General features: G+C 71.5%; 12 protein-coding genes. 7 read left to right on the top strand and 5 right to left on the bottom strand.

Annotated elements, in window-relative coordinates; translation table 11 throughout:
- Nucleotides 1–56: 56 nt before the first annotated feature.
- Together R2E43_RS37625 and R2E43_RS37620 are read left to right on the top strand one after the other, a co-directional pair.
- On the top strand, nucleotides 57–638 hold the full coding sequence (locus tag R2E43_RS37625; RefSeq protein ID WP_003978570.1) for a TetR/AcrR family transcriptional regulator: 582 nt from the start codon (nucleotides 57–59) through the stop codon (nucleotides 636–638).
- Between the two features lie 149 nt (nucleotides 639–787).
- Complete coding sequence (locus R2E43_RS37620; protein WP_319126787.1) at nucleotides 788–2,065, top strand: hypothetical protein; 1,278 nt, start codon at nucleotides 788–790, stop codon at nucleotides 2,063–2,065.
- A 63-nt stretch (nucleotides 2,066–2,128) separates the two neighbouring features.
- Here the strand turns inward: R2E43_RS37620 and R2E43_RS37615 are convergent, their stop codons facing one another.
- Entirely contained in the window at nucleotides 2,129–2,992 is an 864-nt protein-coding gene (locus R2E43_RS37615) for a LysR family transcriptional regulator (RefSeq protein ID WP_011026999.1), read from the bottom strand.
- A 93-nt stretch (nucleotides 2,993–3,085) separates the two neighbouring features.
- Here R2E43_RS37615 and R2E43_RS37610 point away from each other — a divergent pair, with 93 nt between their 5' ends.
- On the top strand, nucleotides 3,086–3,970 hold the full coding sequence (locus R2E43_RS37610) for an aldo/keto reductase family oxidoreductase (protein ID WP_003978567.1): 885 nt from the start codon (nucleotides 3,086–3,088) through the stop codon (nucleotides 3,968–3,970).
- On the opposite strand, the gene R2E43_RS37605 is transcribed toward R2E43_RS37610, so the two are convergent.
- Nucleotides 3,967–5,778 (bottom strand): flavin-containing monooxygenase, encoded by a 1,812-nt coding sequence (locus tag R2E43_RS37605; protein WP_319214514.1) that lies wholly within the window; start codon nucleotides 5,776–5,778, stop codon nucleotides 3,967–3,969. The genes R2E43_RS37610 and R2E43_RS37605 overlap by 4 nt on opposite strands.
- Before the next feature lie 171 nt (nucleotides 5,779–5,949).
- Here R2E43_RS37605 and R2E43_RS37600 point away from each other — a divergent pair, with 171 nt between their 5' ends.
- On the top strand, nucleotides 5,950–6,972 hold the full coding sequence (locus R2E43_RS37600; RefSeq protein ID WP_332057051.1) for an SMP-30/gluconolactonase/LRE family protein: 1,023 nt from the start codon (nucleotides 5,950–5,952) through the stop codon (nucleotides 6,970–6,972).
- A 15-nt stretch (nucleotides 6,973–6,987) separates the two neighbouring features.
- Here the strand turns inward: R2E43_RS37600 and R2E43_RS37595 are convergent, their stop codons facing one another.
- Complete coding sequence (locus tag R2E43_RS37595) at nucleotides 6,988–7,581, bottom strand: TetR/AcrR family transcriptional regulator (protein WP_136207277.1); 594 nt, start codon at nucleotides 7,579–7,581, stop codon at nucleotides 6,988–6,990.
- 359 nt (nucleotides 7,582–7,940) lie between these two features.
- Nucleotides 7,941–8,309, bottom strand: coding sequence for a VOC family protein (locus R2E43_RS37590; protein ID WP_011027002.1), 369 nt, complete (start codon nucleotides 8,307–8,309; stop codon nucleotides 7,941–7,943).
- A gap of 381 nt (nucleotides 8,310–8,690) precedes the next feature.
- Between R2E43_RS37590 and R2E43_RS37585 the strand changes: the two genes are divergently transcribed.
- Entirely contained in the window at nucleotides 8,691–11,561 is a 2,871-nt protein-coding gene (locus R2E43_RS37585; RefSeq protein ID WP_332057050.1) for a toll/interleukin-1 receptor domain-containing protein, read from the top strand.
- Here the strand turns inward: R2E43_RS37585 and R2E43_RS37580 are convergent.
- A complete protein-coding gene (locus R2E43_RS37580) occupies nucleotides 11,522–12,463 on the bottom strand; it encodes an alpha/beta hydrolase (protein WP_030862319.1) in 942 nt (313 codons plus the stop codon). The genes R2E43_RS37585 and R2E43_RS37580 overlap by 40 nt on opposite strands.
- A 90-nt stretch (nucleotides 12,464–12,553) precedes the next feature.
- Between R2E43_RS37580 and R2E43_RS37575 the strand changes: the two genes are divergently transcribed.
- Complete coding sequence (locus R2E43_RS37575; protein ID WP_011027004.1) at nucleotides 12,554–13,441, top strand: helix-turn-helix domain-containing protein; 888 nt, start codon at nucleotides 12,554–12,556, stop codon at nucleotides 13,439–13,441.
- Between the two features lie 102 nt (nucleotides 13,442–13,543).
- Nucleotides 13,544–14,899: a hypothetical protein gene (locus R2E43_RS37570; protein ID WP_319126779.1), complete on the top strand. Its 1,356-nt coding sequence runs from the start codon at nucleotides 13,544–13,546 to the stop codon at nucleotides 14,897–14,899.
- Nucleotides 14,900–14,932 lie beyond the last annotated feature (33 nt).

Here is a 14,932-nt window from a genome sequence, read left to right as displayed (position 1 = left end):
AGACTATAGGGAGGCTCCCCCGCAAACGCAAGTACTGACTGCGTTAAGGTGGGAGCATGAACGAGCAACAGCGAGCCCGGCGGCCCGGCGGGCGCAGTGCCCGTGTCGGCGCGCAGGTACACCAGGCCGTCACCGATCTGATCAGTGAGCGCGGCTACGGCAGGTTCACCGTCGGCGACGTCGCGGACCGCGCGGGCGTGGCCGACAGCAGCATCTACCGCCGGTGGGGCAGCCTCGAGACCCTGCTCACCGACGTGGCGCTCACCCGCCTCAACGCGCGGTCCCCGATGCCCGACACCGGGAGCCTCGCCGGCGACCTGCGTACGTACGCGGCCCAAGTGGCCCGCGAGATCACCGGGCCCGACGGTCCGGCGGTGCTGCACCTGGCGGTCGCGCTGTCGAGCAGCGGCCTGCAGGGCCGGCGGGCGGGGACCGACCTGCGGGCCGAACGCACCCGGCAACTTCAGTCCATGCTCGATCACGCCCGTGACCGCGGCGAGCCCGTACCCGACGCGCTCGACGTGCTGGACCACGTCCTGGCCCCGATGTACATCCGCGTCCTGTTCGGCTTGGTGCCGCTCACCCCCGACTACATCGACGGGCTGGTCGACCGACTGCTGGGGGACACGGAAGCTTAGCCCCGCACCCCCGGGCGACGGTCTGCGGCAGGGGCGGAACAGGCCCCTCCGTGATCATTTGTGGCTAGTTCGGGCCTCACACCACCACCCCGTGCGGCGGCTACATTCACCCCGACCGAACCCACTCGACCAGGGGGGAACAGGCAACGATGCGCTCCACAGGACCCGTCAGCCGCATCGGCAGATCACTCGCGGCGGTGACCGCCACGGCGGCCGCAGGGGCGGTTGCCGCCCTCGGACTCGCCGCCTCACCGGCCGGCGCGGCACCCACCGGCACGACGGCGCCCCGGCCCGGCGACACCTGTACGGCGGCCGACCTCGGCACCCGCCACCCGTACATCAAGACCACCGAAGTGTCGCCGGCGATCACCCACTTCAAGGGCTGGTACGTCACCGAGGGCACCACCGGCGAGCAGACCGTCAGCACCGACACCACGACGGTCATCGCGGTCTCCGTCGGCCTCAACGACACGATCGAGACCAGTTTCGCGGTCGAGGCGCTCAGCAACGTCAAGGCCACCGTCGGTCTGGACGTGAAGCTCGAGTACACCTCCACCAGCAAGGAGTCGAACTCGGTCACCTGGAACCTTACCCAGCCGGGCTACTACGGCTTCTACAAGGGCACCAAGAAGGTCACCGGTACGTACGGAAGCCTCAACTGCAACCGCACCCAGCAGGACGACGGAAGCTGGGCGTTGGAGTGGACCGAGGGGCCCGGCAGCGGCAGCTTCACCACCTTCACCACCCTTGAGGAAGGCGCGGTGCGCTGCCAGGACAGCGTGCCCGCCGACAGCATCATGGCCAAGGCACAAGCCCTTCTCGACTGCGGCTCGGCCGCCGCGAAGACCGACGACCGGGCGGGTGCGGCGGCCCCGACCGCGCAGCAGAAGCCGGGCCGCCTCGGGCAGCGCCCGGCTCCCACGAGCGGCGCCTCCGCCGAACAGCCCAGGTCCACCGGCCACAGCGCGCGGGCCGCTCTCGACTGCTCGGCCGAGGCCTACAAGATCGCCGTGCCCGGCAAGCCCCTGTCCTGGGGCGCACCGCTCCTGGCGGACGACGGTGTCCGGCTGCGGCCCTCCTCGATCTTCAGCGCTCACCTGGACAACTGGCGCCTGTGCAACGTGACGGAGCAGAACGGCGTCCTCGAGGCATCCCTGTGGAACTGGGGCAACGGTGGCTGCGCGACCGTCGCCGAGGAGAACGCGGCCACCGATCGGGCGGTCCTGAGGACGGTCCCCTGCGCGGAGGACGACCTCCAGCGGTTCTACATCTACCGCGACGTCCCCGGCAGTCCGAAGATCGGTGTGCAGAACAAGTACACCGGTTCCATGATGGGCTACGACCGGTACGCGGACGGGGAGTTCATACGTCAGTACTCCAGCGGCAGGCAGGACGGTTCGGGGACGTTCGACCTGATCGGCGTCTGAAGTTCGGGGATGCGGCTGCGGCGGCTCCCGGCTCGGGCGGTCCCGGCCGCCCGAGCCGGGCGGTCACAGCCGAGTGGCCGTGCGGACGAGCCCGGCGAGGGCGGGGGAACTGCTGTGCGCGGGCCAGGCGATGTGGGTGACGACGGGGGCCGCGTCGGTCAGCGGGACGGCGGCGTGCTCGGCCCACAGCCAGGCGCGGGCCGAGTCGGGGTAGACGGCCACGGTGCGTCCGAGGGCGATCAGCTGGGCCAGCTGCGTCTGGTCGTGAATCTCCGGGCCCGGGCCGGGTGGATACGTGCCGTGGCGGGACCAACGGGCGAGCGGGAGATCGGGGATGTCGCTGACGTCCGCCAGTGACAGGGTCCTCCGCGCGGCGAGAGGGTGCCCGGCGGGCAGCACGGCGATCTGCCCCTCGGTCATCAGCTCCTCGCTGTCGAACCCGGCGAGGGAGTTGAACGGCGCGTGCATGAGCGCCACATCGGCGCGGCCGTCGCGCAGCATCCCTTCCTGCTCACACGTGCCGCTCGGCAGCACCTCGATCTCGGCGGCGTCGGGCTCGGCCGCGTAGGCGTCGAGGAGCTTGTGCAGCAGCTCGTGGGACGCACCGGCCTTCACCGCCAGCACCAGGCGGTTGCGGGGGCCGCCAGGACTGTCGGCGCCACCGGCGCGACGGGTGCGGCGAGCGGCCGCGGTGGTCGCGTCGAGGGCCGCACGGCCCTCGTGCAGCAGCATTTCTCCGGCGCCGGTCAGGGCCACGCCGCGGCGGTTGCGTTTCAGCAGACGTACGCCAAGGCGCCGTTCGAGCTGCTGGATCGCCCGGGACAGCGGTGGCTGGGCCATGCCGAGGCGCTCGGCGGCGCGACCGAAGTGCAGTTCCTCCGCGACGGCCACGAAATACCGCAGCTCGCGGATCTCCAAGGCGTCCATGACCACAGCGTACCTCGGTGATACCTACCGGGTATGACAGAGCACCGCATCGGTATTGGATGCGCGGCCGGTCCGCGAGCGAGCATCTTCGGCATGAGCGAAACCGTGAACACACCCTCCGCATCACTGCCCGGTGGCACCTGGACCCTGGGCGACCTGACCGTCACCCGCTTCGGCTACGGCGCCATGCAGCTCGCCGGCCCCGGGGTCATGGGCCCGCCCGCCGACCGCGAGGGCGCGATCGCCGTGCTGCGCGAGGCCGCCGCCCTGGGGATCACCCACATCGACACGGCCGGCGCCTACGGACCGCGTGTCACCAACCGGCTGATCCGCGAAGCGCTGCGCCCCGGTCCCGCGTCGGCACACATCGTGACCAAGGTCGGCGCGGTCCGCGATCAGCAGGGTGGCTGGCCCCCTGCCCGTCGGCCCGAGGATCTGCGTCACGCCGTCCGCGAGAACCTCGAGGACCTCGGACTCGATGCGCTCGACGTGGTCAATCTCCGGCTCGGCGACGCTCGGGGCCCCCGGCCCGGCTCGCTCGCCGAGCCCTTCGAAACCCTCGTCGAACTCCAGGATCAGGGCCTGATCCGGCACCTCGGAGTGAGTAACGCCACCGCGGAACAGGTCGCCGAGGCACAGGCGATCGCGCCGATCGTGTGCGTCCAGAACATGTACAACCTCGCCCACCGCCAGGACGACGAGCTGATCGACGAACTCGCCGCCGAGGGCATCGCCTACGTGCCCTTCTTCCCGCTGGGCGGCTTCACCCCGCTGCAGTCCACGGCCCTGACCGCCGTGGCCACCCGGCTGGGCGCGACGCCGATGTCCGTCGCCCTGGCCTGGCTGCTGCGGCGGTCGCCGAACATCCTGCTCATTCCCGGCACCTCTTCGGTGGCGCATCTGCGCGAGAACGTGGCCGGCGCGGGACTCTCGCTCTCCGCCGGGGAACTCGCCGAGCTGGACAGGATCGGCCACTAGCACGCCTGCACACGCGTCCTCGGGGCCAGGAGCTCGTCCATGGACTCCTCGCGCCACCGCCGGAGGAGCTCGTGGAAGGCGGCGGCGCCATGAGGGTAGGCGGTGGGGCCGTTCGGCCTGCCGCGCCCCTCTGCGTTGTAGTAGCCGGGGGTGCATTCGGCGTGGAACCAGGCGTGGTCGGGGGCGTGTTCGGCGAGGGTGGCGATCCAGGCGTCCTCGGCTTCGCGGGACGGTTCGACGACGGCGCCCTTCGCCTCGGCGGCGGCGACGAGTGCCGCGCCGTGGACGGCATGCTCGTCCAGTACGTGGGTGTGGTTGACGCTGCTCGCGCTCTGCACCCCGCCCAGCTGGATCAGATTGGGGAAGCCGTTGCTGGTGAGTCCGTGCAGGGTGCGTGGCCCCCGCGCGGACCACGCGTCCCGCAGCCGGACGCCGCCGCGGCCCCGCACCGGGAGTCGGCCCGAGTGGACGCCGGAGACCCCGACGGAGAAGCCGGTGGCGAACACCAGGCAGTCGAGGGGGTACTCGGTGTCCCCGACCACGACGCCGCGCTCGTTCATCCGCTCGATGCCGTGGGTGTCCGCCGTGTCGACGAGGGTGACGTTGTCCCGGTTGAACGCCTGGAGGTACAGGTCGGAGAAGGTCGGGCGCTTGCACGCGTACCGGTACCAGGGCTTGAGCCTGTCGGCCGTGGCCGGGTCGGTGACGAGGTCGTCGACGCGGGCGCGGATGTCGTTCATCTTGGCGGCGTCCGCGACCTCGTAGGCGGCCTCGAACGCCGCCAGGTCGTCCGGCCGGCGGAAGCTCGGCAACAACTTCTCCAGGAGACCGGCCGTCGCGGTCCACCGGTCGGCGACGAGGTCTTCCTCCACGGCCTCGCCCGAGACCACACGCAGGAAGTTGTCCCGGCGTTCGCTCGCCCATCCGGCACGGTCGGCGCCGACGTCCCGAGCGGTGGTACGGCGGTTGGCGCGCACGTCCACGGACGACGGAGTCCGCTGGAAGACGTGGAGCTGCCCTGCGTCCTCGGCCAGTTTCGGGATGACCTGGACGCCGGTGGCGCCGGTGCCCACCACGCCCACACGCTTGTCCGCGAGGCCGGTCAGACCGCCGTCCGGGCCGCCGCCGGTGTAGGCGTAGTCCCAGCGCGAGGTGTGGAAGGTGTGCCCCTTGAACCGCTCGATGCCGGGGATGCCCGGCAGCTTCAGCTCCGACAGGACTCCGGTGGCCGTGATGACATAGGTCGCCCGGAACGCGTCGTGCCGGTCGGTCTCGACGATCCAATCGCCGGTCGTGTCGTCCCAGCTGAGCGAGGTGACCGCGGTGGAGAACAGGGCGTCCGCGTAGAGGTCGAACTTCTCCGCGATGCGCATCGCGTGCCGGCGGATCTCCTCGCCCGGGGCGTATTTCCATTCCGGTACGTAGCCGGTCTCGTCGAGCATCGGCAGGTACACGTGCGCCTCGATGTCGCAGTGGATGCCGGGGTAACGGTTCCAGTACCAGGTGCCTCCGAAGTCGCCGCCCTTCTCGACGACGCGGACGCGCGCGACCCCCTGCTGACGCAGCCGCGCCCCCGCGAGGACGCCGCCGAATCCGCCGCCGACGACCGCGACGTCCACCCGGTCGCGCACCGGTTCGCGCACGTCCGACTCCCCCGCCCAGGGGTCGGCGGCGTAGAAGCCGAACTCGGCGTCCGCGCCGAGGTACTGCCGGGTGCCGTCGGGGCGTACGCGTCGCTCCCGCTCGCGCCGGTACCGCTCCCTGAGTCCGGCGAGCGCCTCGGGTGTCAGCTCCTGTGCATGTGCCATGTGGGGGACCGTGTTCCTTCCGCTTCGCCGTCAGGAAGCCACTCGTCCGTGAATCGGACTGGAAACAACGGGACTTGAGCAGCCATGCACTACGGTAACAAGAACCGGACAAGATTGTCCGGTTGGCTGCGGGTTGCTTCCGCGTACTTTCGGACAGGAAGAGTGATGCACATGCGACGGCTCCCCCTCCGGCTCCTCGCCGCACTCGCCACGATCGGCGCGCTGGCCCTTGCGGGATGCAGCACGCAGACCGCCGGTGCGCCGCAGGACCCGGTCGTCCCCGGGGGTGACCGGACCATCCGCGCGACCGAGGTCATGCGCTTGACGGAGCCGCACGAGCAGACCGGGATGACCCTGCTCGAGGGCCCGGTCTTCGACGAGCACGGCGAACTGCTGGTCGTCGACGTCACCGCGCCGGCCGGCGAGCCGAAGCTGCTGCGCGTCAATGTCCGGAAGAAGACCTCGGAGCCCGTCCACACGGACGCTCGCGGCACCTACACCTCGGCCCAGTTCAGCCCGTACGACGGACGGATCTACCTGACCGACTTCTCCCACGGGGAGATCGTGAGCCTGGCCCCGGACGGCAGCGATCCGCGGATCTTCTTCTCCGGCGAGGTCGACGGAGCGCGGATGAACCCCGACGACCTCGCCTTCGACCCGGAGGGAAACCTGTACCTCAGCGACTCACGCGGCATGTCCGAGGGCGAGGCGAAGGGCCGCGTGGTGCGGATCGACCGCGCAGGCAAAGAGGCCACCGTCCTGGCGGACGGCCTGGCGGCACCGAACGGCATCTCCTTCGACGCGGACCACCGCGGGCTGTGGTTCAGCGAGTTGACGCAGAACCGCCTGTCCTACCTCCTCCTGGACGGCAGCGGCGGGGTGGCCTCGCGACACACCGCCATCCGGGTCGACGGCGGGATCGCGCAGACCGACTCGATCGCGGTGGACGCGGACGGCAACCTGTACCAGGGCCTGCACGGCCGTCCCGCGATGGCGGTCTACGACAAGTACGGTGAGCGCCTGGCCACCGTGGAGGTTCCGGCCCGCGCCGCCCGAAGGCTCGAGTCGGCGACCAACGTGGCCATCACGCCCGGCGGAACCAGGGCCTACATGACCGTGAGCGGGCCCGACGGAGGCTACCTCTACAGCTTCGCCGCGCTCGGCCGGGGCATCCGCCAGTCCAACGGCGGCTGACCGCCTCCGCTTCGCTCACTCCGCGAAGGGGCGCACCGGTCCCACCTCGACGCCGAGGAGCCGCCATGCCGCGCGCGCCCGGCGCTCCCGCTGCTCGCGGGCGGGGCCGGTGACGGCTCCGGAGACCATGGCTACGGCGATCATGAGGTCGTCGCCGGCCGCGGCCAGCCGGTGGCCGTCCGGCAGATGGGCCCGCAGGGCACGCTCGACCCGCTCGGACAGGTCGTGCGCGTAGGCGGGGACACCGGAAGAACCGCCCGCCCCTGCGGCGTGCAGAGCGCCGATGAAAGCCGCCGACTCCGTCAGATGCCAGGTCAGGACACCGAGCACGCCTGGCAGGTCCGTGTCCTGCGCCGCGGCTGTCCGCTCCACCTGCCGGACGTTCTCCTCCAGCACCGCGGTCGCCACGGCCTCCCGATCGGGAAAGTGCCGGTACAGAACCCCTTGGCCGACGCCGGCGCGACGCGCGACGGCCGAGAGCGGAGCGTTCAGGCCGTGCTCGGAGTAGATCGCCCGTGCGGCGTCGACCAGGGCCGCCCGGTTACGGGCAGCGGCCTTCCGCCCCTCGTTCGCGGGCCGCCGTTCCTCGGGAACACGGTGTTGCGTCACCCCGAGAGAGTACCGGGACGGACCGGCCGAACGAGGCTCGCCGTATCCGGGACCGCGACGTCCACGGCGACGTCGGCAACCCGCGGGTCCGCGACGGCTGCCACGGTCTTCAGGACTCCGTACGCACCGGAGCACAGGATCGCGGCGCTGCTGACGACGAGCGCCGCGGTCAGCCACGGATCGGTGCGGAAGCGTGCCGGCACTGCGGTGTGGCGCCCTTCCACGCGTGGGCCGCTGCCCAGCCCGGCCGGACCCCGGTCGCCGGAGCCCGGACGGGAGCGGCCCACTCCCCCAAGGCGGTCTGGGTCAACCACGAGCCGCTGGAGTGAGCGGCTACGCGCTCCGCTCGTCCTGGCACCTCACCGGGCCGGGACGGGCTGGGTGAGGTTCACCGGGTTGCCGTCGGGGTCCTGGATGTGAGCGACGCGCTGCCCCCACGGCATGTCGTTGGGCCCCCGACGGACCGTGCCGCCCAGCGCCGCCACCCGGCCGAGCGTCTCGTCGACGTCGTCGACATTGATGCTGAGCAGGATCCGCGGTGCCTCCCGATCCCCCGGGTCCGGCTTGGCCACCAGCCCGAGGTCGGTGTCGCCGATGCGCAGGCCGAGGTAGAAGACCGGACCCTTCTCCGGTACCCGGAAGATCTCCTCGGCGCCGAACAGTTTCGTGTAGAAGTCGACCAGGACGTCGTGGTCGGCGGTAAGGATCACTGGCTGGATGGTGGACATGGCACTCCTGTCGGGAACGGTCGGGTCGCTGGGTGAGACCGTTCGAGGAGGCTGAAATCATCGGCGAAACCGTCTGCCCGGCCCGGACAACGCCCGGACAACGCCGCACCCGCCGCGTACGGGTCGGTGGGCGAGGGAGACGGCGAAGGGCGTGAAGCCGTTCCGGCGGACGATGTGGCCTGCTCGTCGTCCCGAGAGAGGGGCGGTGGGCGGGGTGGTCAGCGTTCCCGGGGCGGTCGGCGACCGTCGGCGCGGTCGTGGTCGGGGTCGGGGCGCGGCGGTGCGGGTGAGCCTGTGGGGCACAACGGGCATGATAGGCAGTGGAGTTGGTGCCGCACGTCGGGGGCAACAGGTACATGCGGAGGGGGCACGGGGGACGCCATGAGCGATGCCGTGGAAGAGGCCGAGGCGCGAGCGGTGGAGCCGGTCGGTGCGAAGCAGCGCGACGCCTTCATCTCGTACAGCCAGAGCAAGAACGCGCCACTCGCGAAACAGCTCCAGCGCGGCCTGGAGCGGCTGGCCGTCTCGCGCTTCCGGCCCATGCGGATGAGCGTGTTCCGCGATGTCACCAGCCTGCCGGCCAATCACGACCTGTGGCAGTCGATCCAGCGCGAACTGGCACGCTCGCGCTATTTCATCCTGCTCGCCTCCCCGGAGGCCGCCGCCTCGCCCTGGGTGGCCAGGGAAGTCGACTACTGGCTGCGCGAGCGCGACACGGAGCACCTGCTCATCGCCGTCGCGAGCGGTGAGATCGTGTGGGACGACAGGGCCGGCGACTTCGACTGGCGGAAGACCACGTCCCTGCCACGCAATCTCGCGGGCCACTTCACGGCCGCACCGCTCTGGGTGGACCTCCGGGAGATCGGGGAACGGTCCCATCACTCCATGCGCTACCCACCGTTCCGCGCCGCAGTCGCCACCCTGGCGTCGCCGTTGCACGGCCGTCCCAAGGAAGAGCTGGAACACGACGACTTCCGGCAGCTCCGGTTCGTCAAACGACTGAGCTGGTCGGGCGTCGCCCTGCTCGTGGCGCTGCTCGTCCTTGCGGTCTACGGCTTCTTCGACGCCAGCAGACAGCGCGAAGCGGCCCTGTCCCAAGCCCGCACCTCCGCCTCGCAGGCGCTCGCCGCCCGCTCCGGGCAACTGCTCGGGACCAGTCCCAACCAGGCCGCGCAGTACGCCCTGTACGCCGAGGAGACCAGGTCCACCCCGGAGTCCCGACGCGCCCTGGCCCAGGCCGTGACCGCCGCGCCGTACGCCAGGCGGAGGCTGCGGGCGGACGCCGACTCCGTGACGGACATGCAGGGTGCGTCCCGCCCGGCCGCCACGGACGTCGTCCTCAGCGGGGACGGCACGACCGCGGCGTACCGCTCGGTGTTCGACGACGACCGGGCCGTACGCCTCTACGACGTGCCCTCTGTCCGGCAGTCGCGCGTGGTGCGCGCCGAGGGCACGCCCAGGGCGCTGAGCCGCGACGGCCGGGTCCTGGCCATGGAGGTCTACCTCAACCGGGTCCAACTGTGGGACACCCGGTCCGGCAGACTCCTGAGCACGATGGCCACCGGGCACACGGAGAACCTCCCCCACGTCGGTCACGGGCTCCATGCCCTGGCACTCTCACCCGACGGACGGTGGGTGGCGGCCTCGCACTACACCCCGGAGGGTGAGGCGTTCGCGGTCGTGTGGCGGGCGTCCGACGGGCGCGAGATCACCCGGGTTCCGGTGAGTGACGCCCGGGTGGGGCTCGGCTTCTCCGCGGACGGGTCCCGGCTGACCCTGGTCGACCAGGACCGTCGCGAGGTCCGGGAGTTCCGGACGGACTCGGCGCGCTGGGAGGCGGCCCGCTCCCTGCCCGGAATGCCGGGCAGCACGGCGGAAGCCTTGCGGTACAGCGAGGTTCTGCTGTTCGACGGGGCGCGCAAGGCCCTGACCCGGACGTCCGAACGTGCCGAGGTGTGGGACCTGGAACAGCGCCGCCGCATCGCCGTCCGGTCCTTGGGACCGTACGAGGACATGACGGTCGCCGACGACAAGGGGATCTTCCTGCTGGGCGGGCAGGACGGCACGGTCCGGCTCTACGACGCCGCGCTGCGGCCCGGTACGACACTGGGCCGGCTGACCCGGCCGGCCAGCACCATCGCCATGTCGGCCGACGGCACCCAGGTGGTCGTCGCTTCGTACGGCGGAGAGCTCAACCTCTTCACCACCGGGGTCCGACGGGGACAGCAGGTGGCGTTCGACGAGAAGGATTTCACCTTCGGGGATCTGACCCCCGACGGTCGGATGGCGGTGCACCGGTCCGAGGGGCGCACCGAGTTCTGGGATCCGGCCACGGGCCGCAGGCTCGGCGTGATTCCGTACGCCAACCTGTCGGTGAACCTGGAGGACACGGCCTACACGCTCAGCGGGGACAAGCGATACGTCGGCATGCAGAGCGTGGAGGGCTTCGAGGACGAAGGGCGGTTCGACGTCTGGGACCTGCGTACCGGAAGGCGCACGGACTGCGGGACGGCCGTCGGCGGATCCTCCTTCTCGCCGATCCGCCGCCCCGGCCTGTCCTTCCTCCCGGGCGACCGGTACGTGGTCGGCGAATGGAACGGCGCCGTGGAACTGCTCGACACCCGCACCTGCACCCGCAGCACGGTGACGGAGGACTCCGGCAGATTCGCCCTGAGCGGGGACCGCAGGACGCTGGTTCTCCTGAACGACGACGGGGTCGACACCTGGCGCTGGGACGGTGATCACGCCTTCGCGCGGGCGGCCCGCACCACCCTGCCGAGCGAGGCCCGTCCCGTGGACATGAGTGTCGACCACGAGGGCAGGCAGGCGGCCTTCTCTGACCGGGAGAGCCATGTGTACGTCGTACGGCTCGACTCCGGCGAGCGCGTACGCGCCACCGGGTACCTGCCCGACAAGACCGATGCCGTGGCGTTCAGCCGGGACGGCCGTCTGCTGTTCCAGGGGTTCATGACCGAGAGCACCCGGGGTGTACGCGTCCTGGACGCCGGCAGCGGCGATCAGCTCGACATCTGGCCCCCGACCGGTTCCGTGCAGCCCAACGAGGGCATGCAGGTCGTCCCCGGCCCCGCCGACGACATCCTCACGCTCGGCCCCGACCACAAGGTCGTGCGCCGCACGGTCGGTGTGGGCGCCTGGCACGACCTGTTGTGCGGCCTGGTGAGCCAGCCCCTGCCTGCCCGGGAACGGGACCGTTATCTGAAGGATTTGGACGTGGAGGATCCCTGTCGCTGAGGAACGCGCGGAGCGCCGTGCCGCAGGTGGGCGGTGAGGAAGGCGGTGACCTTGGCGACGGCCGGGGTGACGTGCTCGTCCCGGTCGTAGAGGGAGACGTGGGTGCCGCCGTCGATCACGAAGAGTTCCTTGGGCTCGGCTGCCTTCTCGATGGCATCGCGGCTGAAGTGCGCCGTGTCGGCCTCGGAGCCGACGATCATCAGGAGCGGGCGGGGCGAGATGAGGTGGATCAGGGCGTAGGAGTCGTACTGGATGATCTGGTCGAGACTGCGCACCGGCCAGGGCTGGACCGCGCGGGGGTGGTGGCCGCGTGCGGTGCGGTAGTACTCACGGGTCTCGGCGTCCACGGCCTCGGTGATCCACTCCTGCCGGGGGACGGGCTCGCCGCGTGCCTCCGCGGTGCGTGCGGCGCTCGCTCGTTCGAGCATGGAACGCAGGGCCTGCGGATCCCGGGCGGGGCCCGGGCCGTCGCGCATCACCGAACCCAGGTCCACCGCGCTGACCGTGGCGACCGCCTTGATGCGCACGTCGGTCTGGGCGGCGTAGGGGACGTAGCCGCCGGAGGCGCAGATGCCCACGGCGCCGATCCGGTCCGGGTCGATCCCGTCGCGGGTGACCAGGAAGCTCACGGCCGACTTGATGTCCTCCGCGCGCTGGAAGGGGTTCTCCAGGCCGCGCGGCTCCCCTTCGCTCTCGCCCTGGTGGGCGGCGTCGAAGACCAGTGCGGCGAAGCCCTCCCGGGCCAGGCGCTCCGCGTAGACGCTCGCGGTCTGCTCCTTGACGCCGCCGCCGGGATGGCCGATGACGACGGCCGGGAGCCGACCGGCGGTCGGTGCGCCGGGCAGGAAGAGGGTGCCGGCGAGCGTGAGACGACTGCTGCGGAAGGTGACGTCGGTCTTCATGCCCTCGACCCTGGCGGGTGCCGCCCGCCGGGACAATGGGCCAGGGCCGGCCCCCTCAGCGGGCCGGCCCGCGGTGCGAGACTCGATCACATGAGTAGCGAACTGGGTGACTTCCTCAAGGCACGGCGGAGGGAGCTGAGCCCTCCGACGGCCGGGCTCCCCGCCGACGGGCGCCGACGGGTCCCGGGCCTGCGCCGGGAGGAGGTCGCCGTGCTCGCGTCGATCAGCCCCGGTCACTACACCCGTCTGGAACAGGGGCGGCGCCGGGCCTCCGAACCGGTGCTGGACGCGCTTGCCCGTGCGCTGCGGCTCAGCGCGGACGAGCGTGCCTACCTCTTCGAGCTCTCGGGCAAGGACGCCGGCCGACCGCTGGGGCGGCCCGGCCGGCAGGTCCGTCCCCAGTTGCGGCGCCTGCTCGACGATCTCACCCACACTCCGGCCCTCGTCCTCGGCCGGTGCACCGACATCCTGGCGTGGAATCCGCCGGCCGCCGCGCTGTTCACCGACTTCGCGCTGCTGTCGCGGGACGAACGCAACTTCGTCCGTCTGGTCTTCCGCGACCCGGCGGTGCGGGCCCTGTACACCGACTGGCCCTACATGGCGCGGGCCTGCGTGGCGCAACTGCGCATGGAGGCGGCCCGGGATCCGCACGATCCGCGTCTGTCGGCGCTGGTGGCGGAGTTGTCCGCGCAGGACCCGGACTTCCGGACCTGGTGGAAGGACCATCGCGTGGCCGTCCGCGGCGCGGGGACCAAAGATCTGCGCCACCCGGTGATCGGCGAACTCACCCTCGACTGGTCCGCGCTCACCGACACGGCCGACCCGGACCAGCAGCTCATCGCCCTGACCGCCGCGCCCGGCACTCCCTCCCACGACGGCCTGCGCGCCCTGCGCGACCTGGGCGCCGTCACATCGGGGCGGACCGGCCCCGGCGTGCCCGGTGGCGGTGGCGAAATCGCCGGGGCCTCGGCGCAATGATCCGCGGCCCCCTAGGCTGCTGCCCCACACGAGTGTCAGCCGGAGGGGGGCCTTGTGCCACGGTCCGACGCAGCAGTCAGGGTTCGTACCCGCCTGCTTTTGATGTACCACCTCACGCCGCAGGTGCACGTGCCCGACGACAGGCTCCGTCCGCTGTCCGAGGCGCTCGGTCTCGGCCGGTTCACCGCCCACGTCGAAGCCGCCGGACTGCTGCTGCCCCGGCTGGTGCTGCACGAGCGCGTCCGCGAGATCACGCTGCCGCCGAACGCGGCCCGGGTCGACGGTGCGGACATCACCCTGGCTGTCACCCCTCGCCAGGACCCGCTGCTCTTCGTGGACGTCGAAGTCCCGGACGAGGCGGGCGACTCGGACACCATCGCCGAAACCCTCTACGCCACCTGGCAGGACCGCTCCGCCATCCGCGTCGGCGGGGTGCCGCTGACCGCGTGGCTCGACGAGCGCTTACGGGCGTACGGCCGCACCGACCGGACCGCGGACCGGCCACCGCTCGCATTCGGCCGGAACGTCCACCAGAGCGTCTTTCCCGGAGCGGCCCTCGCGGGAAGGCTGTTGGCCGCGCACGTGCCCGGCGACGCGGTCGGCCAGGACGTGGTGACCATCGTGCTGCGCGGCACGCTGGACAGCGGTACCGGCGCCACACTGGGCATTCGACGGCCCGAGACGCTGAACAACGCCGGCCAGACCATGGTCGCGCACGGCAGAGGCGTGTCGTTGATCGTCGGCTACGCACCGCCGGTGGAGAACGCGTTCGGGCTGGCCGCCGCCGGCATCCTCACCGCGGTCGCGGCCGTGCACCGCATCCGACGCCAGGCGTTCGCGGCGCTGGAACTGGACCGGGCTGCCGCGGTCGAGACGACGGACGCTGCCCGTGCGCTGGTCGCACAGCTCTCGCACCGGCTCAATGATCTCCAGCTCGATCTGAGCTTCAGCGTCGAGGTGTACGCCGACACGATCCTCGTACCGGAGCTGCTGGTCGAGAGCTTCCACGCGTCACTGCGCGACGTCTCGTCGCTGGCGGACGCGCTGGCCAACACCTCCCGCATCGTCGAGCGCGTGAACGCCGTCCTCGCGACGCGCCGCGTCGGCCTCGAGACGGCGGCCCAGCAGTACGCCGAGGACCGGGACCGGGTGCTGGCGGCGGTGATCGCCGCCGGCTCGCTCCTCGCGCTCCCGCCCGCGCTGCTCCTCGCGTACTTCGGCGTCAACAGCAGCGACGTGGACCCGAGCCGGTCGATCCTGGACTTCCAGCATTACGGTGTCGCCTACGCGATCGCCTGGTCCCCGTTCCTGCTGCTGATCCTGGTCGGTCTGCTCGCACGCCGCCGGATATCGCTGCGGTTGCCCGCCCCGGACGCCGCCACGTCCGAGCGACGAACCCGGCGTTTTCGGCGTTCCTTGCGTTCCTGGCTCGGCCGGTCGCGGCGGCCCGGGCGATGACGCCGGCCAAAAGCCGCCTGGTGCTCTCGCACG

Source organism: Streptomyces violaceoruber (assembly GCF_033406955.1).
In the GTDB taxonomy this organism is placed as follows: domain Bacteria; phylum Actinomycetota; class Actinomycetes; order Streptomycetales; family Streptomycetaceae; genus Streptomyces; species Streptomyces violaceoruber.
Note: the sequence above shows the minus strand (reverse complement) of the source record. Positions and strands in the feature narration are given on the sequence as shown.

Bases quoted from the DNA above. Each gene is read 5' to 3' on its own strand.
- R2E43_RS37625 (WP_003978570.1), top strand. From the start codon at position 57: ATGAACGAGCAACAGCGAGCCCGGCGGCCCGGCGGGCGCAGTGCCCGT.
- R2E43_RS37620 (WP_319126787.1), top strand. From the start codon at position 788: ATGCGCTCCACAGGACCCGTCAGCCGCATCGGCAGATCACTCGCGGCG.
- R2E43_RS37615 (WP_011026999.1), bottom strand. From the start codon at position 2,992: ATGGACGCCTTGGAGATCCGCGAGCTGCGGTATTTCGTGGCCGTCGCG.
- R2E43_RS37610 (WP_003978567.1), top strand. From the start codon at position 3,086: ATGAGCGAAACCGTGAACACACCCTCCGCATCACTGCCCGGTGGCACC.
- R2E43_RS37605 (WP_319214514.1), bottom strand. From the start codon at position 5,778: ATGGCACATGCACAGGAGCTGACACCCGAGGCGCTCGCCGGACTCAGG.
- R2E43_RS37600 (WP_332057051.1), top strand. From the start codon at position 5,950: ATGCGACGGCTCCCCCTCCGGCTCCTCGCCGCACTCGCCACGATCGGC.
- R2E43_RS37590 (WP_011027002.1), bottom strand. From the start codon at position 8,309: ATGTCCACCATCCAGCCAGTGATCCTTACCGCCGACCACGACGTCCTG.
- R2E43_RS37585 (WP_332057050.1), top strand. From the start codon at position 8,691: ATGAGCGATGCCGTGGAAGAGGCCGAGGCGCGAGCGGTGGAGCCGGTC.
- R2E43_RS37580 (WP_030862319.1), bottom strand. From the start codon at position 12,463: ATGAAGACCGACGTCACCTTCCGCAGCAGTCGTCTCACGCTCGCCGGC.
- R2E43_RS37575 (WP_011027004.1), top strand. From the start codon at position 12,554: ATGAGTAGCGAACTGGGTGACTTCCTCAAGGCACGGCGGAGGGAGCTG.
- R2E43_RS37570 (WP_319126779.1), top strand. From the start codon at position 13,544: ATGTACCACCTCACGCCGCAGGTGCACGTGCCCGACGACAGGCTCCGT.